We start from the raw sequence: 21,771 nt of genomic DNA on the forward strand, positions 1-21,771 counted from the left end.
CAATCGTGTTCCTTCCTAGTTATGATTCGTCGGGATCATTATTGATCTCGGCGCGCCAGAAATTGTTATTTTATGCGCCAACGCTCGTTAGCGCAATATTTGGACGGCTTGATCTCACAAAAAGTCATAAACTTTTTACCGATCACTCACCCAAATTAGTAACCTCGCTCAGCCATGATAGCTTCAGCAAAGGTCTTAGGCACTTCTGCATACTCATTGAATTCCATAGAGTATGATGCACGGCCTTGGGTTGCAGAACGAAGATCCGTTGCGTAACCAAACATCTCAGAAAGTGGCACTTGCGCACGGATGATCTTAAGACCAGCCACACCCTCATCCATTCCTTCGATCATACCCCGACGACGGTTTAGGTCACCAACAACGTCACCCATCCAGTCTTCCGGAGTGGTTACTTCAACATTCATCATTGGCTCCAGAATCACAGGTTGTGCTTCTAGTGAGCCCTTCTTGAATGCCATCGAACCAGCGATCTTGAACGCCATTTCGCTTGAGTCAACATCGTGGTAAGAACCATCAAATAACGTTGCTTTAATATCTAGAACAGGATAGCCCGCTAGAACACCGCTATTCATTTGTTCTTCGATACCTTTCGATACCGAGCTGATGTATTCCTTAGGAACCACACCGCCCACGATTTCGTCTACGAATACAAAACCTTCACCAGGTTCTGAAGGTTCAAGTTTGATCCATACATGACCGTATTGACCACGACCACCAGATTGACGAACGAACTTACCTTCCACTTCCGCTGAACCACGAATGGTCTCACGGTAAGCAACCTGAGGTTTTCCAACGTTGCAATCAACGCTGAATTCACGCTTCATACGGTCGACGATGATATCGAGGTGAAGTTCACCCATACCAGAGATCAAAGTTTGACCTGTTTCATCATCCGTTTCCACGCGGAATGATGGATCTTCCGCAGCTAATTTGCCTAGCGCAATACCCATTTTTTCTTGGTCTGCTTGAGAACGAGGTTCTACAGCGATCTGAATAACTGGATCAGGAAACTCCATGCGCTCCAGAATCACTTTATGGTTCTGATCACATAGAGTATCACCTGTCGTTACGTCTTTCAGACCAATCGCAGCAGCGATGTCGCCAGCACGAACTTCTTTTACTTCTTCACGTTTGTTTGCATGCATCTGTACGATACGACCGAAGCGCTCTTTTTTCTCTTTTACAGAGTTGTAAACAGCATCACCTGAATTTACAACTCCAGAGTAAACACGCATAAAGGTTAGCGTCCCTACAAATGGGTCCGTTGCAATTTTGAACGCGAGAGCAGAAAAGGGTTCAGAATCATCAGCGTGACGCTCGACTTCATTCTCTTTTTCATCGATACCTTTAATTGCTGGTACATCGATTGGTGATGGCAAGAATTCAATTACTGCATCCAGTACTGCTTGCACACCTTTGTTTTTAAACGCGCTACCACAAGTGGCCAGTACGATTTCATTGTTCAATGTACGAGTTCGTAGAGCTTGTTTGATCTCAACCTCAGACAATTCACCTTCTTCAAGGTACTTGTCCATCAGCTCTTCTGTTGCTTCAGCAGCCGCTTCCACAAGGTTGTTACGCCACTTCTCAGCTAGCTCTTGCATATCAGCTGGGATATCGTCGTATGTAAATGACATACCTTGATCCGCTGGATTCCAGTTGATCATCTTCATCTTGATCAGATCGATGACCCCTTGGAAATCATCTTCAGCTCCAACATTAAGTTGAATTGGAACTGGGTTCGCCCCAAGACGGCTTTTTATTTGATCAACAACACGCAAGAAATCAGCTCCAGCACGGTCCATTTTATTGACAAATACCATGCGTGGAACATTGTATTTATCAGCTTGGCGCCATACTGTTTCAGATTGAGGTTCAACACCAGATGAACCACAGAATACGACAACTGCACCATCCAGCACGCGTAGTGAACGCTCTACTTCGATAGTAAAATCTACGTGTCCAGGAGTATCAATGATGTTTACGCGGTGCTCTTGGAATTGTGCTTCCATACCACGCCAGAAGGTAGTAGTCGCTGCAGAAGTGATTGTAATACCACGTTCTTGCTCTTGCTCCATCCAGTCCATGGTTGCTGCGCCATCGTGAACTTCACCGATTTTATGAGACAGACCAGTGTAGAACAAAATACGCTCAGTTGTCGTTGTTTTACCTGCATCTACATGAGCACAAATACCGATATTACGGTAACGCTCAATGGGAGTTTTGCGAGCCACGATTAAATCCTCTTAAACTTAGGGACAGGGACTATTGCTATATAGTAAAAATATTAAACTCTATATATAGCAATAGTTCCTAGCATAGGCATAGGAACTTGAGAAGTGCTGCAAGGAACCTTGCAGCACTGAAAAGGTATTACCAGCGGTAATGTGCAAACGCTTTGTTTGCTTCTGCCATACGGTGAACGTCTTCACGTTTCTTAACAGCAGTACCTTTGTTCTCAGACGCGTCTAGCATTTCAGCGGCTAGGCGTTGAGCCATAGATTTTTCACCACGCTTACGCGCAGCTTCAACCAACCAACGCATAGCAAGTGCGTTACGGCGAACCGGACGTACTTCTACAGGAACTTGGTAAGTTGAACCACCTACACGGCGAGATTTAACTTCTACCGCTGGGCGAACATTTTCAAGAGCTTCTTCAAAAATAGCTAAGTGGTCTTTACCAGACTTATCAGCCATTGAGTCTAGTGCAGTGTAAACAATTTTTTCTGCAGTAGATTTTTTTCCGTCAACCATTAGGATGTTAACGAATTTTGCCAGCAGTTCAGATTTGAACTTAGGATCTGGAAGGATCTTACGCTGACCAATAACGCGACGACGTGGCATGGATTTATCTCCGTAGTCTTATTCTTCAGGTTATCCAAAACTTTTCAGTTTCTTCAAAAATTAAAATTTAATTTTAGTGTTTGGCCTTACTTAACGCTTCTTAACAAGAAGAGCATTAAGACTTAGGACGCTTCACACCGTACTTAGAACGACCTTGTTTACGGTCGTTAACGCCAGCACAGTCAAGTGCACCGCGCACTGTGTGATAACGTACACCTGGAAGGTCTTTTACACGACCACCACGGATTAGTACAACACTGTGCTCTTGAAGGTTGTGGCCTTCACCGCCGATGTACGATGTAACTTCGAAGCCGTTTGTCAGACGTACACGACAAACTTTACGAAGTGCTGAGTTAGGTTTTTTAGGTGTAGTTGTGTAAACACGAGTACATACACCACGTTTTTGTGGGCACGCTTCTAGTGCTGGCACGTTGCTTTTAACAACCTGCTTTGCACGAGGCTTACGTACCAACTGGTTAATAGTTGCCATTAACTAGCTCCTGAATTTACTTGAAAGTAAGCTTTGTGAAAAATCTATCCCTAATCTACTATTGCAGTCAGGGACGCAAAATTCTATGCAGCAGTGGGAGGTGTGTCAAGAAATATACGAATCTTTTTTGTTCAATTAGGCGAATTGGCACTAAAAGCTAACTTAACTTCATCAAACATTCAGTTCCAAGTGAGTGAGTTTGCTTGTTTCACTGTTAATTCAACGAACCCTTGGTAATTGATTATCGATACTGCTGGGCTAGTGTAACGCTGAATACCACGTGCTTCGATATCACTTTGTAAAGCATAAGTTGAGAGCCCCTGAAGTAAATGAAAAAGTGAGTGTTTTGGATTAACAACATATACCGCATCTTCAATCAACAATACTTCATCATCTTCAGCATACAAAGCGATAGCTTCTTTTAGTGCCGCTACGGATTTAATGATATGTAACATGCTTTCCTCAAAATGATAGAACCTTACCCGCCTGATGTAGTTGTACTTTGAATTGCTCTTGATTGAGCTTAATTGCATCAATCACGAAATCCGCTTGTGCTAAACCCCGCTCTGCTAACGATGTCGCGCAGACAAATACTTGCTCTATGCCATATAAGTCAAAAAGCTTCAGCATTGGTGCATAATCCTTACTCAGAATATCGCTTGGATCTTGACCATGCAGTAGTTGATAAACGCCATCCCCAACAAACATAACGGTAATATCTTCGCAATAAGCAGAGGCCGCCAGCAGCGCATCAACACCTTCACGTCCAGCTGCACTACTGTGTGGGGCTGTGCGGAATAAATAAGTTAATTGACTCAAAATTGCACTACTCTATCTTGTGTTAACATGGTTTCTGCCAAACTGCCTAATCCAGCTTGCTCAAAACCTTGTGCTAGATTGTGCTGTGTCAGCGCATGTTGGTTGGCTTCATCTTGACTAATAATTCCACGGCGCAGGGCTGCAGCTACACAGGTTTCAAGACGCACTTCATACTGCGTTGCCAACGTTTGCCATGCTTTATTAAGGTCAAATTCATCATTTGCTGGAACGCTTAATGCTGTACCATTATTCACTCCATCTTGGTAAAAAAACACACTGACCAAAGAATGCCCCTGATCAATTAATGCTTGAGCAAATTGATAAGCACTGCGCGCGGCCTGACTGCCATAAATAGGCCCATTAACGACAAGAGTGTAGGTTAAACTCATTCCAATTCATCCTCAGTTTTGCGTTGACGAATATAGAGATATACCGTGTGCTTGGAAATATTGAGCCTATCAGCAACACGGTTAATCGCGTCTTTGATATCAAAAATACCTTTATCATAGAGCTCCATGACTATTTGTCGGTTCTTAGTGTTATTAGAAACCGATTTATCAGCATTGATTTCTTCAATGGTACGCTCAACAGTTTGGTCGACCAATTCTTCCACATCGCTAGCAAAGTTAACGGAAGAAGCCGCTTCTTTGGCCTCTTGAGTCGGCATAAAGGATTGCAAAACTTGAGAAAATGGAGCATCAAGATTAACGTTTACACACAGTAAGCCGATAACACGATTCTCACCATTACGGATAGCGACAGTGATTGATTTCATCAAAACACCGCCTTTTGCTCGCGTGAAATAAGAACGAGAAAAATTGCGTTCTGAGCCCTCAATATCTTTCAACATTTTCAAAGCTAAATCAGTAATCGGTGACCCGACTTGGCGGCCAGTATTTTCACCATTTGCAATCTTAATCGCTGAAGTGTTTAAATCTTCCAATGAGTGAAGAACAATTTCACAAAATGGACCAATTAAGCTGGCAATACCATCTACAACGGCCTCATATGATCTCAAGATGATTTTATCGTGTTCAGTAAAGGGCATCACATGAACCGATTCCATTTCTAACAGCATTTCCGCATTAAGTATTTCTGTAGTAGTCATAAGCCTTGGAACGATAAATCAACAAATTGATGTAAGTTTATCAGAAAGTTTGAACCGCAACCTAGAGCTGTTCACCTTTCATAGCTAAATTTTATTGACGTTACAAGTTGTTTATCTGAATTAGAAATATCAACCTCTAGGTTAAATTCATGAACCAGAAAGTAAAAAAAGGCCCGATAAACGGGCCTTACTCTCGAGCCTTATTGGACTGATTATTTAGTCGCTGCTTCTGATTTTTCTTCAGGCTTCTCAATTTTAAGTAGCTCAACTTCAAATACTAACGTTGAGTTTGCAGGAATGCTTGGTGTGTCTTGTTCACCATAAGCAAGTTCTGGCGGGATAACAAATTTGAACTTAGAACCTACAGGCATTAGCTGAACACCTTCAGTCCAACCTGGGATTACGCGGTTTAACGGGAAAGTTGCAGGTTCACCACGATCATAAGAGCTATCAAACTGAGTGCCATCTGTCAGAGTACCTTTGTAGTGTACTTGAACAGTATCAGTTTCTTTTGGTTTCTCACCTTCGGTAGGAGTTTCAATTATGTATAGAAGACCAGATTCAGTCTTCATCACGCCTTCTTGTTTCTCGAAATCAGCACGGAAGTCATCACCTGCTTTTTTAGCTTCAGCTGATTTTTCAGCTGCTTGCTTTTGCATTTTCTCAGAAACACGCTTATCAAGTGCTTCTAGTGTTGCGCGTGTTTCTTCTTCATTCAATGCTGCTTTATTTTGGAAAACATCATCAATACCTTGCAGTACCAGCTCTTTGTTAAGATCGATACCGATTTCACTTGGCTTCTCGATGCTAGCACTTAGGTAGTTAGCAAAAGAAACACCAATTGCATATGCTGCTTTATCGTCTTCAGTTTTCAGTTCAACAGTGCTCGCTGCTGTTTGTGTTTGTTCTGTTTGAGTCGTTGCTGCTGGTTTTGCTTCTTCTTTCTGGCAGCCTACTGCTAGCATGACAGTTGCAGCAAGTAAAGACACTTTAAACACTGATTTCATTCAATTCTCCCAATAATGGTCACGGCCATTAGTTATTATACACAAATCTCACTTGAGACTAGTGAAGATAGTTTATATCAATATACTAGGTATATGTCTTAAGACACAAACCGGATTATTAGATGTGATGCAAAAAATTTCTCATTTATTCCTATATTTGATGATCACTAGCACCTTAAACGGTTGCTTCTTCAACAATAAGGAAGTTCAGCGCTGGTCACTTGAACCGCAAGGTTCTACCAGTTTTGCTCTCAGCCGAGATGGCCGTTTCGCCCTGCTGTACTCTAAAGAGAATAACTTAATCATGTGGGATTTACAGCAAAAACAACAACTCGCAAAACTAGGAGAGCTCGATCAAGTCTCCAGTATTGTCACACACATCCGCATCTCAGACGATGGACGATACGCAGTAACAGCAAGCCAAATAAACTTTGCAGTTTGGGATCTTGGCTGGACACAGTCTAAAGGGCTTTGGTCAATTTCAGATGCATTAATTAGAGATATTGACATTGCCAATCATGGCCAACAAGTGCTGCTAGGGCTTTCCAACAATAAAGCAATCTACGTCAACTTAGTCACCGGCAGGCGCCTAGAGTTCCTTGCTCACCAAGAAAAAATTAATTCTGTGGCAATTTCACCTAATGGACAATTTGCATTAACAGGAAGTAATGATTACAAAGCTTATCTATGGGATACGCAAACTGGACAAATCTTACGTACCTTTGATCATAAACAACGTGTTGTTAGAGTAGCTCTTCAACGTGACGGTAAACTTGCCTTCACATCCGATGGGGGTAATCAGGCGGTTATATGGGATTTAACCACTGGGAAAAAACTCAGTGAGTTAGTGAGTTGGTCGCGCCAATTAATTTTTTCTACCGCTCGATTTTCAGACGACGGCCATCAACTTATCACTGGAACACCTTCCGGCCGAGCCATGGTATGGGATACTGCCACTGGCAAACAAATAGCCTCATTTAATGTTGAGCCTAAAAAAGATACCCGTCCTCCTCGCGCCGTGGTGTATGATGCAGTATTTGACTCAAAGCAACGTGTTATTACCGCAACTTCTGCAGGCATTGCGCAAGCTTGGCAACTAGAGAATGGCTCATGACAGAAAAAATCATTCAGCAATTAGAAGGACGCATTAATGACTTAGAATGTCAGATTGCGTTCCAAGAGCAAACCATTGAAGAGCTCAATAGCGCGTTGACCCAACAGCAGTTGCAGTTGGTTAAGGTGCAAGATCAAATGAAATATGTTGTTGGTAAAGTAAAAAACATTGATACCTCTAATGTCTCAGACCCAAGTAAAGAGCCGCCCCCTCCTCATTATTAATAGACCCGCATTATAAACAAAATTATTTAAAGTAACTGCCCGCAAACTCTTACCGGGCAGCTTCAACCGCCAAGCTTAATTCACCTTGCACATTAATCGCTGCTCGAAACATAGCAAGGCTTTTATTACAAAAATGGACATTCCCTTTATCATCAATAGCGGTCAAGCCCACTTTATCTTCGTCTAAGAGCAAATTCTCATCAATAACCCTAGTACAAGCTGCCTGAAGATCTTCTGATAAATACTTCATTCTTGCAATGACTTCGCCTGCCATTCCTTGCCCGAAAAAGCCTACATCTCCACCAACAAATGATACTGCTGCAATGCCATTTTCAGCCGCAATACTGCGCCCAATTATGACCGTATCGCTCACTTGCCCACACAATTTATTGGCAGCACCACCACCACTGGTGGCTGCAGCCAAACTACCATGTTGGTCCAAAGCAATCGCACCAACATTACCAAGATTATATCCATCAAAATAAGCGACTTCTAGAGGTCGGCTTTCCTTTATAGACATCAATTGTTCATAGCGGTGGTCCGTAAAAAAATAATCTTGTTCGATGTATTGATGACCTTGATAGCAGGCGAATCGCTCTGCACCTTCACCAACCAATAACTCATTCGGTTTATGCTTCATAACATCTAGTGCAAGCAAAATTGGGTTTTTGACATGTCTAACACATGCCACAGCACCAGAGTCTCTTTGTTTACCATCGATAATGGCAGCCTCAAGTTCAATCATTTCATTAAAGGTAAGTACTGCTCCTTTTCCTGCATTGAAATGAGGGTAATCCTCAAATATTTTAACCGCTTGAGCGACTGCTTCTGTGGCATTACCGCCTTTTATTAAAACTTGATGTCCCGCCCTAGCTGCCATTTCAAGAGCATTCAATATCATTTGTTTGTGCTGTTTGTTTTGTTCTATTTTCCAGACAGCATTAATACCACCATGAATTGCAATTGAGAAAGGTTGATGCCGCATATTTCCACCTAATGATCTTTGTTAGTAACTTTGGAGTTTTGATTTTCCTCTTCTTTCTACTCAACCTATCATTATTGACTGAATTTGATTTGTGATAGCTTTAACAATAAAAAGCGCAAGTTGAGAATTCAACTTGCGCTTGGCGGTCAATGATTTAATTTATCATTTAACTTACGAGATAGACTTAGTGGGAGTCGCATCCACCACAACACTCATGATCATCACTTTTTTCTTCGCTGCCACAATGCTCACCATCTTGGTGAATATGACCATGCTCAATTTCTTCAGCGGTTGCTTCACGCGTTGCCATCACTTCAACTTCAAACGTTAAAGTCTGACCTGCCAGCATATGGTTACCGTCTACCACCACTTCATCACCATCAACTTCCGTTACTTCCACTGGGATTGGACCTTGGTCAGTATCAGCAAGAAAGCGCATCCCCACTTCAATCTGATCAACACCTTGGAATACATCAGCAGGAACACGTTGAACGAGCTCATCATTATGTTCCCCATAGGCATCATCTGGAGCAACAGTTACAGAAAATTTATCACCAGCCTCTTTGCCTTCTAGCTCTTTTTCAAGACCAGTGATTAGGTTGTTGTGGCCATGAAGGTAATCTAGCGGCGCTTCAGAAGTTGACTGATCAACCACAGCACCATCTTCCAACATTACTTTGTAGGCAAGACTTGCAACAACATTATTTTCAATTTTCATACTCACTCCAAGGAGGTTAGTTGACTTAACTATAATAAGTTTAAGCGACACGATAACTGTATTATGGGGATCATTTATCGAAGTTCAATTATTCAGGCTTAAAAATACCTATCATTTCTTGCTCTGAATGTGGGTTTTGTTCCACCGACTGAGGTTTACGCTGCTCGGTATAATCACAATCAACACATTCAACTAATTCAATATTGTTTTCTATCCACCAACGAAGTGTGTCTTGCTGGCTGCATTTCGGACAACTAGCCCCTGCTATAAAACGTTTTTTAATTCTCACTTTAAATCCTTGTTCCACAAATATGATGCTTACTTCCAGTGATTTGGTGACTGTTGATCGCTTTCCATCTCTCGGCCAAAAATTTCCTCTAGCTCTTTACGCGCTTCTTTGGTTCTTTCAGACAATTTCTTGTCTTCGTTATGTTGAGGCAGCAAATCTTTTAACATGGCATTATCTAACTTACGAAAATGTGCTTCTGCTCGTTTTGCCTGATATGGGTGCATTCCAAGTTCCACTAAGGTTTGACGTCCTAGATCTAAAGCACCCAAGAAAGTCTCACGCGAATAGTTGTGCACACCATAATTTAATAACTGATACGCTTCTACTCGGCTTCGCGCTCTCGCAAGCAGTTTTAAATTAGGGAAATGTACTTGGCAAATATCAACAATAGCGATAATTTCATCAGGTGAGTCAGTACATATAACTAAGGCTTCCGCTTTATCTGCACCAGCGGCACGTAACAAATCAATTTGTGTCGCATCACCATAAAAAACTTTATAACCATACTTACGCAGCAGGTGTATCTGACTCGCATCACTTTCCAGTACTGTTACCTTAATTTTATTGGCATACATCAAGCGGCCAACGACCTGCCCAAAGCGGCCAAAACCAGCAATAATTACTCGAGGCTGACGATCAACAACTTGACCAGAAGGTTCATCCTCTTCATGATTCAAGGTATGAGCAAACCATTTTTTCTGTGTCATTAACAGTAATGGTGTAGTGACCATTGATAGACTTACAACTACTAATAAAAACGCTACTTGCTGCTGGGTTAAAAGGCCTTCTTGACTTGCTGCGGTGAAAATAACAAAAGCAAACTCACCACCTTGACTGAGAATAGCGGCCATTCGACTGCGTGCTTTGGGGCGAACGCGAGAGAGTCTGGCTAACCCATACAGTACCAAGCCTTTAACAATCACTAAAGCTAACACTGCACCCAATATAGCCAGTGGCTGCAATGCAAGCAACCCGATATTTACCGCCATACCCACCGCAATAAAAAATAACCCAAGCAACAAACCTTTAAACGGCTCAATAGACACTTCCAGTTCATGCCGATATTCGCTTTCAGCCAATAAAACACCAGCCAAAAAGGTCCCTAGCGCCATAGATAAACCGAGCTTTTGCATTGTAACTGAGATACCAAGCACTACCAGTAAAGCAGCAACTGTGAATAGTTCTCGTACTCCACTCATTACCACAAAACGAAAGAGAGGCCGCAAAAGGAAATGCCCTCCAACTAACAACGCAATAACACTAGCAACCACAAACAAAGCATCTAACCAATCTCCCCCCGTTTGTCCTCCAGCTAACAAAGGCAACATCGCCAACATTGGGATCACAGCGATATCTTGAAAGAGCAACACAGCAAAGCCAGATTGGCCTGTCTCAGTACCGGCCTGGCCTTGCTCCTCAATGACCTTTAATGCAATCGCCGTTGATGATAACGCCAAGCCCATTCCGATCACCAAACAAGCTTGCCAACCAACACCAAACAAGCTTACACCCCCAGTAATGACGGCTGTTGTCACTATAACTTGTGCCCCTCCTAGCCCTAAAATCGGCCCCCGCATTTGCCACAATTTTTTAGGATTAAGTTCGAGACCAATGAGGAACAACAGTAAGACAACACCCAGTTCAGCAAAATGAAGAATCGCATCGACATCGCTAATAAGTCCGAGACCCCAAGGTCCAATTAAAGCGCCTGCAATTAAATAACCCAAAACAGAGCCAAGCCCTAAACGCTGGGCAATAGGTACTGCAATGACAGCCGCTGACAAAAACACGACACTACTTTGTAGAAACTCATTGGTCATTGACACATTCTACTCCTTGATTAATTTCAAATGCTAAAGGAGCTACCAACCATTGTCGGTACTGCTCTGCATGATCTTCTCGTTCACTATCAGAGACATTACGTGACCAATACAAAACTAAAGGCTCGAGCCATTTCATTTGACATAAAGAAGCAGTCAATTCAAAAGGTTGCAAAATTTGCTCAAGTGGGTATTTGTTATACCCCATTGGGCTAAACGCCTCTTTCCTTCCACCAGTGGTAATCACACTACGCCAATATTTACCCATTAATGCGCTACCATCGCCAAAAGCAAACCCTTTGCCGAGCACCCTATCTAACCATTCCTTAAGTAACGCTGGGCAAGAGTACATATATAGTGGATGCTGAAAAACAATGACTTCATGTTGCATAAGCAATTGATGTTCATAATTCACATCAATAAAAAAATCAGGGTAAGCTCCATACAGATCATGTACCGTCACATGTTCAAGTAATTGCGCTTGCTTAATCATAATTTGATTTGCAATCGAATGATGTGGCTCAGGATGAGCATAGATAATCAAAATTTTCGGGGGAATAGGCGTTGACACAAGCAAAAAATTCGTCCTTTGTGGATATTCAAAAAGAAAATCACCGTTATCAGTTTGTTATACTGATTTGTATAGCATAATGCAATTAGAGCTCAATCATCGACTTTTCTCGCTAATAGCCCTACTATTCATCGCGAGATAAACGACCAAAGTAACGCGCGCAGCGCAAAGTGAATAAAAACTCTATGATTACCTTCTCTGATATTCAATTACTGCGTGGCGGTAAACCTCTTTTAGATCAAGCCTCTGCAACCATACATCCTGGCGATAAAGTTGGACTAGTTGGCAAAAATGGTTGCGGTAAATCAACACTGTTTGCTTTACTAAAAGACGAACTTTCTATTGATGCAGGTTCCTTTAGCCAACCACAACACTGGGAACTAGCATGGGTAGCTCAAGAAACCCCAGCTTTGGATAGAAGTGCTTTGGAGTACGTTATTGACGGTGACCGTGAGTTCCGGCATTTAGAGCAACAACTTGCGGAGGCAGAAGCAAAAGACAACGGCACACTTGTGGCAGAATTGCATGGTAAAGTGGAAACCATTAGTGGCTATAGCATCCGAGCGCGAGCCGCAGAGTTATTGGATGGTTTGGGTTTTAGCCAAGAACAAATGAACTGGAATCTAACTCAATTTTCCGGTGGCTGGCGGATGCGTCTTAACTTGGCACAGGCACTATTGTGTCGTTCAGATTTATTGTTACTCGACGAACCCACCAACCATCTCGATCTCGATGCAGTAATGTGGCTAGAACGCTGGCTACAAAATTATCCTGGTACGTTAATCCTTATCTCCCACGATCGCGATTTTCTTGATCCAATTGTCAATCGCATTACGCACATCGAAAACCAGAAGATGAATGAATATACGGGTAATTACTCATCATTCGAAAATCAACGCGCCCAAAAAATGGTCTTACAGCAAGCTATGTTTGAAAAGCAGCAAAAGCAAATGTCGCATATGCAAAGTTATATTGACCGTTTTCGCTATAAAGCCTCTAAAGCTCGTCAAGCGCAGAGCCGAATCAAAGCCTTAGAACGGATGGAAAAAGTGCTGCCAGCACAATTTGATAACCCATTTAGCTTCCAATTTAGAGAACCCGCAGCCTTACCTAATCCGATTATGATGATGGAAGAAGTCTCGGCGGGTTATGGTGATAACTTAATATTAGAAAAAATACGTTTAAACCTAGTTCCCGGCAGTCGTATCGGTCTTTTAGGCCGTAACGGCGCAGGTAAATCAACGTTAATTAAACTGCTTTCTGGAGATCTCAAGGCTCAAAGTGGTGAGCTTACTTATTCTCAAGGGGTCAAAATCGGCTATTTTGCGCAGCATCAGTTAGAAACCTTGCATCCAGAAGAAACCCCTTTGCAGCATATGATGCAAATTGCACCGGACCAAACCGAACAACAATTACGAGATTACCTCGGTAGCTTTGGTTTCCAAGGGGATAAAGCACTGGAAAAGGTAGCGCCTTTTTCTGGTGGTGAAAAAGCACGTTTAGTCTTAGCTTTAGTCGTTTGGCAAAAACCGAACCTCTTGTTGCTTGATGAACCAACTAACCACCTTGATCTCGACATGCGCCAAGCATTAACGATGGCATTACAAACCTTTGAAGGAGCGATGGTCATTGTCTCCCACGACCGTTATCTCTTACGAGCAACAACCGATGACCTGTATTTGGTTCACGACCGTCAAGTCGCACCCTTTGATGGTGATCTAAACGACTACTACAAATGGCTCACTGAACAGCAAAAAATAGAACGTCGTGAAGCACAAGCAGCACAGCCAAGCAAAGATAATGGCAACAGTGCCGCAGCGAAAAAAGAGCAAAAAAGGCGTGAAGCAGAATTTCGTAAGCAAACTGCCCCTATCAGAAAGATGCTAACGCAATTAGAAAAGAAAATGGATAAATTAAGTGAAGATTTAGCTCAGGCTGAAGAAGCTTTAAGCGATAATTCACTCTATGAGATCGATAACAAGGCCAAACTTAATGAAGTTCTTGTACTTCAAGCCACCAGCAAAGCACAGCTTGAAGAAATAGAACTAGAGTGGATGTCCGCACAAGAAAGCCTCGAACAAATGGAACTTGATTTTAATCAATGAGTAACCGACACGCCAACCCGCCCCTAACCCTAGAAAGACTCTGGCAATTTAGTTTGCAATTTTATGGTGTTCGTCGGGTGAAAGAGGCGTGTCTGTCATTACAAAATCACTATCACGGCAATGTAAACTTAGTCTTACTTTTAAGATGGTTAGATGAACAACAAGTTACATTCTCTGAGCAAGATTGGCCCGCTGTGCAACATAGCTTAACAAGAAGTGAAACCTTGCTGCACTCCTACCGAAAGCTGCGTCGCCAACTTAAGTCTCAGCTTAACGACACTTTATATCGCCAGGCTCTGCAGTTTGAGCTTGAACTTGAAAAACAGCAACAAGCAGATTTAGTGGATTGTATCAATACGCTATCATTAACAGCGAATAATGGTGATCCATTAACTCTCAAATACTGCCGCCATTTAGGTGGCGAGCACCTGCAGCATGCTTTTTCGCTGCCAATACCTGAGTTTCCGCGTGCTTAACTTGCATTTAGATCACCCAGGAAACAACAAAACGACTTACCTTGAGGTTATCTCAGTCTCTACCTATAATTTGTTAGCATACAAATTCATAATAAAATACGTTCGTTGGCTTCATCTTCGCAAGCTATGTTTCCCGTTGCCATCGAATTTGTCGTTGGGTTACCGCTTAGTTCCAAGAAGTTGAACTTATCCATCAACCCGTATTTGCTATGAACCAGCCGAAGAGCGCGTCTAGCAATCCAACATGCCTTTTCGATTGGAATTCTATATGACTCAATTTTTCCCTGCAACTGGCCTTAAAAATCCCCACCTTCAGACACTTCTTCCACGGCTGATTAGAAAAAAAGCACTATTTACCCCGATATGGCAAACCATTGATACGCCAGATGGCGATTTCCTTGATTTAGCTTGGTCAGAGCCTTTCAATCATGAGTCAGCTATTAGAAAGCCGATTTTTATTCTTTTTCATGGACTAGAAGGCTGCTTCTATAGCTCTTATGCCAATGGCTTGATGAACGCTTTTGCACAATCGGGCTGGCTGGCAGTCATGATGCATTTTCGAGGCTGTAGTGGTAAGCCAAACAAAAAAGCGCGCGCTTATCATTCAGGTGAAGTCAATGACGCTCGGTTTTTCCTTGAGCACCTTGACCAACAATTTCCTGGTCAACCTAAAGTGGCGGTGGGTATTTCCATCGGTGGGAATATGTTGGCTAACTATCTCGCGCAGTATGATCACAAGCCACTCTTAGATGCCGCGACGATTGTTTCTGCACCACTCGATCTTGCCGCGTGTGCCAATCGTATCGAACGTGGTTTTTCTAAGGTTTATCGACGCTATCTGCTTTCTTCTCTTAAGCGTAATGCTTTACAAAAGCACGAGTTAATTCATGGCGAACTTGCTTTATCTTATTGCTCAATCAAACGAGTCACGCGCCTGTACGAGTTTGACGATCTGGTCACCGCACCACTACACGGTTTCAAAAATGCTCAAGATTATTACGCGCAATGCTCTGGTCTAAACAAACTACAACGTATTCGCCTACCTACGCTGATCATTCACGCTAAAGATGACCCCTTTATGACGGAGGCTGTAATCCCAAAATTTGTTTTGCCCGATAATATTGATTATCAGCTATATGAACATGGGGGGCATGTCGGTTTTCTGTGTGGCTCCGTGCTAAAGCCACGCTTCTGGCTTGAAGAAGCGCTTCCTGCGTACTATGAAAGTATCGCGGCTGATTATCTTTCTAGTGTATCGACACAAAGAACACAGTAAACTAAGCGGCCATCATAAACGTTCGAGGTATTTATGATTATCCCATGGAAAGATATTACACCAGAAACACTAGAAAATTTAATTCGGGAATTCGTTCTCCGTGAAGGCACCGATTACGGTGCGGTAGAAATGTCCCTACAAAGCAAAATTGATCAAGTAAAAATGCAGCTTGAGCATAATGAAGCTGTGATCGTCTTTTCAGAATTACATGAAACCGTCGATATCAAACTGAAGGCCAAATAGTCTGCAGAAACGCATTTCTGACTACAAACATCGCTTTCCCTCTGTATCAACATGAAAATGACTAAGTCGCTAACTCTCGTTTGCTCACACTTTACCGTACTCCGCTCGATGACAGGTTCGTTTTACGTGATATAGTGCTTCATCACTCGTACAGTGCAAAAGCGCTGTACGCTAACAGGTAAGTTAATTACGACAAGGTTTGTCATGTCAGCAAAACACCCTATCATCGCGGTCACTGGTTCATCTGGTGCCGGTACTACGACTACATCTGAAGCATTTCGAAAAATGTTCAACATGATGAATGTCAAACCAGCTTGGGTCGAAGGAGATAGTTTCCACCGTTTTACTCGCCCCGAAATGGATGTAGAAATAAGAAAAGCCCGAGAGCAAGGAAAGCACATCAGTTACTTTGGCCCACAAGCCAATGATTTCTCCAGCTTAGAAGAGTTCTTTCATCAATATGGCAAGGTAGGAACTGGTAGTGTGCGTCGCTACCTCCATACTTTTGATGAAGCCGTGCCGTATAATCAAATGCCTGGTACCTTTACACCTTGGCAGGATTTGCCTGAAGACAGTGATGTGATGTTTTATGAAGGTCTCCATGGAGGAGTCGTCGATGGAGAAGTCAATGTAGCTCGTCATGTTGATTTTCTGATTGGCATGGTCCCTATTGTTAACTTAGAGTGGATCCAAAAATTTGTTCGCGATACTCGTGAACGCGGCCATTCAAGAGAAGCAGTCATGGATTCCATTGTTCGCTCTATGGATGATTACCTAAACTACATCACCCCGCAGTTTTCTCGTACACATATTAATTTTCAACGTGTCCCCACTGTCGACACTTCGAACCCACTTAATGCCAAAGGGATACCAAGCTTAGATGAAAGTTTTGTCGTAATCCGCTTGCGTGGCATTAAAAATGTCGATTTTCCTTACCTGCTGGCAATGATAGATGGCTCATTTATGTCACGCCATAACACCATTGTCGTCCCCGGAGGTAAAATGAGTTTTGCTATGGAATTAATCGTCAGACCCATCTTACAGAAGCTGATTGAAACCGGAAAAATTGGCTAAAAATCTGGCTATTTAGGTGTTTACTTTTCACTCCGTGATCATGTGCACAATTTTGCGTAAAAAATAGCAGGATTGACGCGATTAAAATCAAGAAATCAAACTCGAAAAAGGATACTATTTCCTGTAGAGATACAAGATAGCTTGCAGCATAGAAAAAGAGTTCTTATTCTAGTAAGCCAACGACACGCTTAGCTAAAATATGGACAGCGCAAGCATACCCTGCAGAGGAAGTGAGATATTATGGTTCTAGGTAAACCTCAAACCGATCCAACATTAGAGTGGTTTCTTTCACACTGTCATATTCATAAGTACCCATCAAAAAGCACGCTAATTCATGCGGGCGAGAAAGCGGAAACTTTGTACTACATAGTCAAAGGTTCTGTTGCTGTGCTTATTAAAGACGAAGAAGGCAAAGAAATGATCCTTTCTTACCTTAACCAAGGCGACTTTATTGGTGAGTTGGGCTTATTTGAAGAAGATCAAGAGCGTACAGCTTGGGTTCGAGCTAAGTCTCCTTGTGAAGTGGCTGAGATTTCATTTAAGAAATTCCGTCAGCTCATCCAAGTCAATCCAGATATTCTGATGCGTCTTTCTGCACAAATGGCACGACGTCTTCAGGTTACTAGCCAAAAAGTGGGTGACCTTGCTTTCCTAGATGTGACGGGGCGTATCGCTCAAACGCTTCTTAACCTTGCGAAACAACCCGATGCGATGACGCACCCCGACGGCATGCAAATTAAGATCACACGTCAAGAAATCGGTCAAATCGTTGGCTGTTCTCGTGAAACAGTTGGTCGTATCCTGAAAATGCTAGAAGAACAAAATCTGATTTCCGCCCACGGTAAGACTATCGTAGTTTACGGAACTCGTTAATTCATTCGAGTAAAGTGCTAAATAAAATAAAAGCCACTACATCAGTGGCTTTTATTTTATATTGATTAAGACGTTGATGTCTTACTAAGATGTAGGTATTCACTAATCTAAGTGTGTACTGCTGTCGGTACTCTCAAATATTTTATCTGCTGAGGCTGCAACAAACCCCGGGTACAATTTTCCATTTTCCATTGGATAGCGCTTGGCAAACTCATAAAACCCCCCTGGAACCAGCTCAGTACCGTCGATGAATGTCACAGGGACCTTGTCAGCCATCGTTGATGATTGCTCTAAAAGGACAGCTGGCGTGCCTTTTACTTCACCGCCACTCTCATTAATAATAAAGCCCGACTGACGTAAATAATCATTCACTTGCTGAACTTCGTGATACTGACTCAGTTGATTGACACTTACAGTAAAATGATTGGCGCCATAGCCATGAGCGGCTAACCAAGAAGCATATTCACTTTCCTGTGCTAACACTTTAAAGTCTTCATAGCTCAGATCCCACAAGCGACCTCCGTAGAGAAAATCATGCTGGGCCACTTTAGCTACATCAACCTGTTCAACCAGTTTATGAACAATTGTTTGTAATTGTTCAGAACAATCATTAACCTTCAATTCACTAATAAACACCTTTGGTTGCTTTGGATTTGGGTGTTCAAAATGGGTTGCAATTAACTTTTTACTTTCAAACATATAATCTCCACCAGGCAAATAGCCAACATCTAAAAATGGCTGAGCCAAGGTGGCAAGTCCTAAAGGAGCGACATCAAATGTCCGCAAAGCAATATGATCATTAATCAACGGCTCATTTTCTTGCAGAAGTTGGTGGACTTTCGCCGCGGAGGGACAAAGACGATGAATATAATCTTTCCATAAGGAATCAAATAGCACATCGGGCGTCATGATAGCTCCTGTTATCAAATAAAAGTTAAGAAAAAGACAAGCCATTGGTTTACTTCACCCTAAGGCGAAAAATGGCGATCAACCTGTGACGTTTTACTTGGCGTTATTGATTGAAGAAATGTACAACGACCGCCAATTGAAAGCAGTTGGGGGAAAGAAGATTTCTACGCTTTCAACACGCAGCCAGCCACTTCACCCCATTTTCATTACTTGTGTATATTCTACAGTTCGATACCAGGGCTCAAATTAGAAGGCAGCACACACTCCTGCCCTTCCATTGACGCCATCGGATAAGCGCAATAATCCGCCGCATAATAAGCACTGGGGCGTAAGTTGCCCGAAGCCCCAGGTCCTCCAAATGGCGCATCACCACTGGCGCCCGTTAGCTGGCGATTTCGGTTAACAATACCGGCGCGGATATGGTCAACGAAATACTGCCACTCATCATCATCGCTAGAGATCAATCCTGCAGATAAACCAAAACGAGTGTCATTGGCTAATGCTACCGCCGTTGTAAGACCATCGTAACGTACCACTTGTAAGAGTGGACCAAAGTATTCCTCATCAGGCAATTCTGCGACGTTAGTGACATCAATGATACCAGGGGAAACAAACGCAGCTTGACCGGCTTTCGCTTCAATAAGGCTCCGCCCTCCTAGCGACTGCAAACGAGCTTGAGCTTCAAGAATATGCTGCGCGGCAGCAACTGATATTTGCGGCCCCATAAAAGGAGCAGGCTCTGCGAAAGGTTGATCAACTTTAATGTTCGCCGTCGCTTGAACGAGTTTATTGATGAGCTCATCCCCTCGTTCACCAAACGGAATATATAAACGACGCGCACAGGTACAACGTTGACCCGCACTAATAAAGGCAGATTGTATGATGGTATAAACCGTTGCATCTAAGTCATCATAATTGTCCGTGACAACCAACGGGTTATTACCCCCCATCTCTAGCGCCAACATTTTCCCTGGTTGACCAGCAAATTGACGATGTAAATGATGTCCGGTATTGGCACTGCCAGTAAACAAGACACCGTCGATGCCTTTTGCTTCTGCTAAAGCAATTCCCGTTTCTTTCGCTCCTTGAACTAAATTAACCACCCCTTTGGGCAAACCGACACTTTCCCACAGCTTCATAGCCAACTCACCACTCCATGGAGTTTGTTCTGAAGGCTTTAAAACCACAGTGTTACCCGCCAATAATGCAGGCACTATATGACCATTAGGTAAGTGCGCAGGGAAATTATAAGGGCCAAAAACGGCCATCACTCCCAAAGGACGATGACGCAGCACAATTTGGTTACCGCCTGCCTCTCGTGACGACTCGCCTGTTCGTTGATGGTAAGCACGGATTGAGATAGCAATTTTTCCCGCCATCGCAGCGGCTTCTGTGCGAGTTTCCCACAAAGGCTTACCCGTTTCTTTCGCAATCACTTCAGCAATCTGTTCGCTGTGCTCTTTTACTTTTTCAGCAAATGCCAACACTATCGCTTCACGTTCACAGAATGGACGCTTTTTCCACTCTAAAAATGCTTCGCGAGCGGCAGCAACAGCTTGTTCAACTTGCGATTCTGTGGCGCTATGACCTTGCCAGATCACCTCTTGATTATACGGGGATAGAGAGGAGAAGTGCTCTCCCTCACCCTGCACCCATTCGCCTGCAATCCAATGTGTCATGCGTTTTATCCTTACATTCTTTGTTCAATTACTGAGGTAGAAAGCGGACAGAGTCCCCTTCTTTGACCATCAATGCGGCAGCAACTTCTGAGGAAATAATCACGGTCTCGCTCTCCGTGTCGAACACCGCTTTGGCCGCTGTTGCTCGAAAGTTCTCAAACGATGTATTCGCGATCAAGAAATCTTTGCTACTGGCATGTTCAGATATCTGCACCCGTGCACGATAAGAATGACGTACCGATTCAATATTGCGTCTATCACACTCCATGGTTGGACCACCGTCGAAAATATCAACGTAGCCGCGATTGGTAAAACCTTCGTGCTCTAATAGTTTCAACGCAGGGCGCGTATTATCGTGTACTTTACCGATAACCGCTTGGGCCTCAGGGCTGAGTAAGTTGATATAAATCGGGAGCTTAGGCATCAAGTCTGCAATAAAGCCTTTTTTACCTATCCCTGTTAGATAATCGGCTAAAGTAAAGTCAATCGAGAAAAAATGCTCTTGCAACCACTGCCAAAAAGGGGAGTTACCGTCTTTATCAGAAACGCCACGCATTTCGGCAAAAATCGTGTCGGAAAACCGTTCGGGATGCTCAGCCATCATGAGAAAACGACATTTAGACATTAAACGTCCATTTAACCCCTGGCGGAACTTTTCACGAAGAAAAAGCGTACAAATTTCGCTATTACCTGTGTAGTTATTACCGAAAGTCAGAAGCTTTACGACATTATTGACCCCCAATTTCGGTGAAGAGTGAACAACCTTGCTGATATGATAAGAGTAAAAAGGCACATCCCATCCGATTGATGCTTCAATCCCTGTCGTACCTGCGACTTCACCCGTGTCAGAATCCACGCCAACCATCAAATAGCCTTCGTCTCCTGCTTCTTTTACATCAAGCTTGGAAAAGCTATATTCCGAGTGTTTAATGCGGTTGGTTAATAGTTCTTCATTAACCGGCAGAGAAGTAAAACCAAATCCCGATTCTACAGCACAAGTGTGTAGAGCTTCGTAATCTGACATTGCAATAGGGCGAACAACTAGCATCAATATTCCCTCCAGATGCAAAAAATCCTAACGATATTGTAGGAACAGTCCCTCCATCATCAATCCTTGATGGAGGGT

24 protein-coding genes are annotated in these 21,771 nt (G+C 43.0%); 8 read left to right on the forward strand and 16 right to left on the reverse strand.

Annotated features, from left to right (window positions below; all coding sequences use genetic code 11):
• Nucleotides 1-155: 155 nt before the first annotated feature.
• From fusA to fkpA, 8 genes are all read right to left on the reverse strand, one after another.
• The gene (fusA, locus tag VSA01S_RS14490) at nucleotides 156-2,255 is read right to left on the reverse strand and encodes an elongation factor G (protein ID WP_039980077.1); all 2,100 of its coding nucleotides are present in this window, start codon (nucleotides 2,253-2,255) and stop codon (nucleotides 156-158) included.
• Nucleotides 2,256-2,394: 139 nt separating this feature from the next.
• On the reverse strand, nucleotides 2,395-2,865 hold the full coding sequence (gene rpsG / locus VSA01S_RS14495) for a 30S ribosomal protein S7 (protein ID WP_021710868.1): 471 nt from the start codon (nucleotides 2,863-2,865) through the stop codon (nucleotides 2,395-2,397).
• A gap of 115 nt (nucleotides 2,866-2,980) precedes the next feature.
• Complete coding sequence (gene rpsL / locus VSA01S_RS14500) at nucleotides 2,981-3,355, reverse strand: 30S ribosomal protein S12 (protein WP_004399892.1); 375 nt, start codon at nucleotides 3,353-3,355, stop codon at nucleotides 2,981-2,983.
• 179 nt (nucleotides 3,356-3,534) lie between these two features.
• Nucleotides 3,535-3,810 (reverse strand): sulfurtransferase complex subunit TusB, encoded by a 276-nt coding sequence (tusB, locus tag VSA01S_RS14505; protein ID WP_039980076.1) that lies wholly within the window; start codon nucleotides 3,808-3,810, stop codon nucleotides 3,535-3,537.
• A gap of 7 nt (nucleotides 3,811-3,817) precedes the next feature.
• Nucleotides 3,818-4,174 (reverse strand): sulfurtransferase complex subunit TusC, encoded by a 357-nt coding sequence (gene tusC, locus VSA01S_RS14510; protein ID WP_039980075.1) that lies wholly within the window; start codon nucleotides 4,172-4,174, stop codon nucleotides 3,818-3,820.
• Complete coding sequence (gene tusD / locus VSA01S_RS14515) at nucleotides 4,171-4,563, reverse strand: sulfurtransferase complex subunit TusD (protein WP_039980074.1); 393 nt, start codon at nucleotides 4,561-4,563, stop codon at nucleotides 4,171-4,173. The genes tusC and tusD overlap by 4 nt, the downstream gene beginning before the upstream one ends.
• Nucleotides 4,560-5,282 (reverse strand): helix-turn-helix transcriptional regulator, encoded by a 723-nt coding sequence (locus VSA01S_RS14520; RefSeq protein ID WP_039980073.1) that lies wholly within the window; start codon nucleotides 5,280-5,282, stop codon nucleotides 4,560-4,562. The genes tusD and VSA01S_RS14520 overlap by 4 nt, the downstream gene beginning before the upstream one ends.
• A gap of 212 nt (nucleotides 5,283-5,494) precedes the next feature.
• Nucleotides 5,495-6,289, reverse strand: coding sequence for an FKBP-type peptidyl-prolyl cis-trans isomerase (fkpA, locus tag VSA01S_RS14525; protein ID WP_039980072.1), 795 nt, complete (start codon nucleotides 6,287-6,289; stop codon nucleotides 5,495-5,497).
• Nucleotides 6,290-6,416: 127 nt separating this feature from the next.
• Here fkpA and VSA01S_RS14530 point away from each other — a divergent pair, with 127 nt between their 5' ends.
• Both VSA01S_RS14530 and VSA01S_RS14535 read left to right on the forward strand, forming a co-directional pair.
• On the forward strand, nucleotides 6,417-7,403 hold the full coding sequence (locus tag VSA01S_RS14530; protein ID WP_039980071.1) for a WD40 repeat domain-containing protein: 987 nt from the start codon (nucleotides 6,417-6,419) through the stop codon (nucleotides 7,401-7,403).
• On the forward strand, nucleotides 7,400-7,627 hold the full coding sequence (locus VSA01S_RS14535; protein WP_039980070.1) for a SlyX family protein: 228 nt from the start codon (nucleotides 7,400-7,402) through the stop codon (nucleotides 7,625-7,627). The genes VSA01S_RS14530 and VSA01S_RS14535 overlap by 4 nt, the downstream gene beginning before the upstream one ends.
• A 49-nt stretch (nucleotides 7,628-7,676) precedes the next feature.
• On the opposite strand, the gene VSA01S_RS14540 is transcribed toward VSA01S_RS14535, so the two are convergent.
• The 5 genes from VSA01S_RS14540 to kefG form a co-directional block, all read right to left on the reverse strand.
• Complete coding sequence (locus VSA01S_RS14540) at nucleotides 7,677-8,612, reverse strand: isoaspartyl peptidase/L-asparaginase (protein WP_039980069.1); 936 nt, start codon at nucleotides 8,610-8,612, stop codon at nucleotides 7,677-7,679.
• Nucleotides 8,613-8,796: 184 nt separating this feature from the next.
• Nucleotides 8,797-9,330 (reverse strand): peptidylprolyl isomerase, encoded by a 534-nt coding sequence (gene slyD / locus VSA01S_RS14545; protein WP_039980068.1) that lies wholly within the window; start codon nucleotides 9,328-9,330, stop codon nucleotides 8,797-8,799.
• Nucleotides 9,331-9,418: 88 nt separating this feature from the next.
• On the reverse strand, nucleotides 9,419-9,619 hold the full coding sequence (locus VSA01S_RS14550; RefSeq protein ID WP_039980067.1) for a YheV family putative zinc ribbon protein: 201 nt from the start codon (nucleotides 9,617-9,619) through the stop codon (nucleotides 9,419-9,421).
• 29 nt (nucleotides 9,620-9,648) lie between these two features.
• Nucleotides 9,649-11,445 carry a glutathione-regulated potassium-efflux system protein KefB gene (gene kefB / locus VSA01S_RS14555; RefSeq protein ID WP_039980066.1) on the reverse strand — a complete coding sequence of 599 codons (1,797 nt, stop codon included), beginning with the start codon at nucleotides 11,443-11,445 and terminating at the stop codon, nucleotides 9,649-9,651.
• Nucleotides 11,429-12,016 carry a glutathione-regulated potassium-efflux system ancillary protein KefG gene (gene kefG / locus VSA01S_RS14560; RefSeq protein ID WP_039980065.1) on the reverse strand — a complete coding sequence of 196 codons (588 nt, stop codon included), beginning with the start codon at nucleotides 12,014-12,016 and terminating at the stop codon, nucleotides 11,429-11,431. The genes kefB and kefG overlap by 17 nt, the downstream gene beginning before the upstream one ends.
• Before the next feature lie 179 nt (nucleotides 12,017-12,195).
• Between kefG and VSA01S_RS14565 the strand changes: the two genes are divergently transcribed.
• From VSA01S_RS14565 to crp, 6 genes are all read left to right on the forward strand, one after another.
• Nucleotides 12,196-14,115, forward strand: a complete 1,920-nt coding sequence (locus VSA01S_RS14565; protein WP_039980063.1) for an ABC transporter ATP-binding protein — start codon at nucleotides 12,196-12,198, stop codon at nucleotides 14,113-14,115.
• Nucleotides 14,112-14,591, forward strand: coding sequence for a TIGR02444 family protein (locus tag VSA01S_RS14570; protein ID WP_039980062.1), 480 nt, complete (start codon nucleotides 14,112-14,114; stop codon nucleotides 14,589-14,591). The genes VSA01S_RS14565 and VSA01S_RS14570 overlap by 4 nt, the downstream gene beginning before the upstream one ends.
• A gap of 268 nt (nucleotides 14,592-14,859) precedes the next feature.
• Nucleotides 14,860-15,867 (forward strand): hydrolase, encoded by a 1,008-nt coding sequence (locus tag VSA01S_RS14575; protein ID WP_039980061.1) that lies wholly within the window; start codon nucleotides 14,860-14,862, stop codon nucleotides 15,865-15,867.
• Between the two features lie 33 nt (nucleotides 15,868-15,900).
• Nucleotides 15,901-16,110 carry a YheU family protein gene (locus VSA01S_RS14580; protein WP_039980060.1) on the forward strand — a complete coding sequence of 70 codons (210 nt, stop codon included), beginning with the start codon at nucleotides 15,901-15,903 and terminating at the stop codon, nucleotides 16,108-16,110.
• Nucleotides 16,111-16,314: 204 nt separating this feature from the next.
• A complete protein-coding gene (locus tag VSA01S_RS14585) occupies nucleotides 16,315-17,184 on the forward strand; it encodes a phosphoribulokinase (RefSeq protein WP_039980059.1) in 870 nt (289 codons plus the stop codon).
• Between the two features lie 240 nt (nucleotides 17,185-17,424).
• Nucleotides 17,425-18,057, forward strand: a complete 633-nt coding sequence (gene crp / locus VSA01S_RS14590; RefSeq protein ID WP_005381432.1) for a cAMP-activated global transcriptional regulator CRP — start codon at nucleotides 17,425-17,427, stop codon at nucleotides 18,055-18,057.
• 102 nt (nucleotides 18,058-18,159) lie between these two features.
• Here the strand turns inward: crp and VSA01S_RS14595 are convergent, their stop codons facing one another.
• The 3 genes from VSA01S_RS14595 to astA form a co-directional block, all read right to left on the reverse strand.
• Nucleotides 18,160-18,966: a DUF1338 domain-containing protein gene (locus VSA01S_RS14595; RefSeq protein ID WP_039980057.1), complete on the reverse strand. Its 807-nt coding sequence runs from the start codon at nucleotides 18,964-18,966 to the stop codon at nucleotides 18,160-18,162.
• A gap of 221 nt (nucleotides 18,967-19,187) precedes the next feature.
• Nucleotides 19,188-20,645 (reverse strand): succinylglutamate-semialdehyde dehydrogenase, encoded by a 1,458-nt coding sequence (astD, locus tag VSA01S_RS14600; protein WP_039980056.1) that lies wholly within the window; start codon nucleotides 20,643-20,645, stop codon nucleotides 19,188-19,190.
• A 28-nt stretch (nucleotides 20,646-20,673) separates the two neighbouring features.
• Nucleotides 20,674-21,693 carry an arginine N-succinyltransferase gene (gene astA, locus VSA01S_RS14605; protein ID WP_039980055.1) on the reverse strand — a complete coding sequence of 340 codons (1,020 nt, stop codon included), beginning with the start codon at nucleotides 21,691-21,693 and terminating at the stop codon, nucleotides 20,674-20,676.
• Between the last annotated feature and the right edge of the window lie 78 nt (nucleotides 21,694-21,771).

Origin of the sequence: Vibrio sagamiensis NBRC 104589 (assembly GCF_007990935.1) — a bacterium.
GTDB lineage: Bacteria > Pseudomonadota > Gammaproteobacteria > Enterobacterales > Vibrionaceae > Vibrio > Vibrio sagamiensis.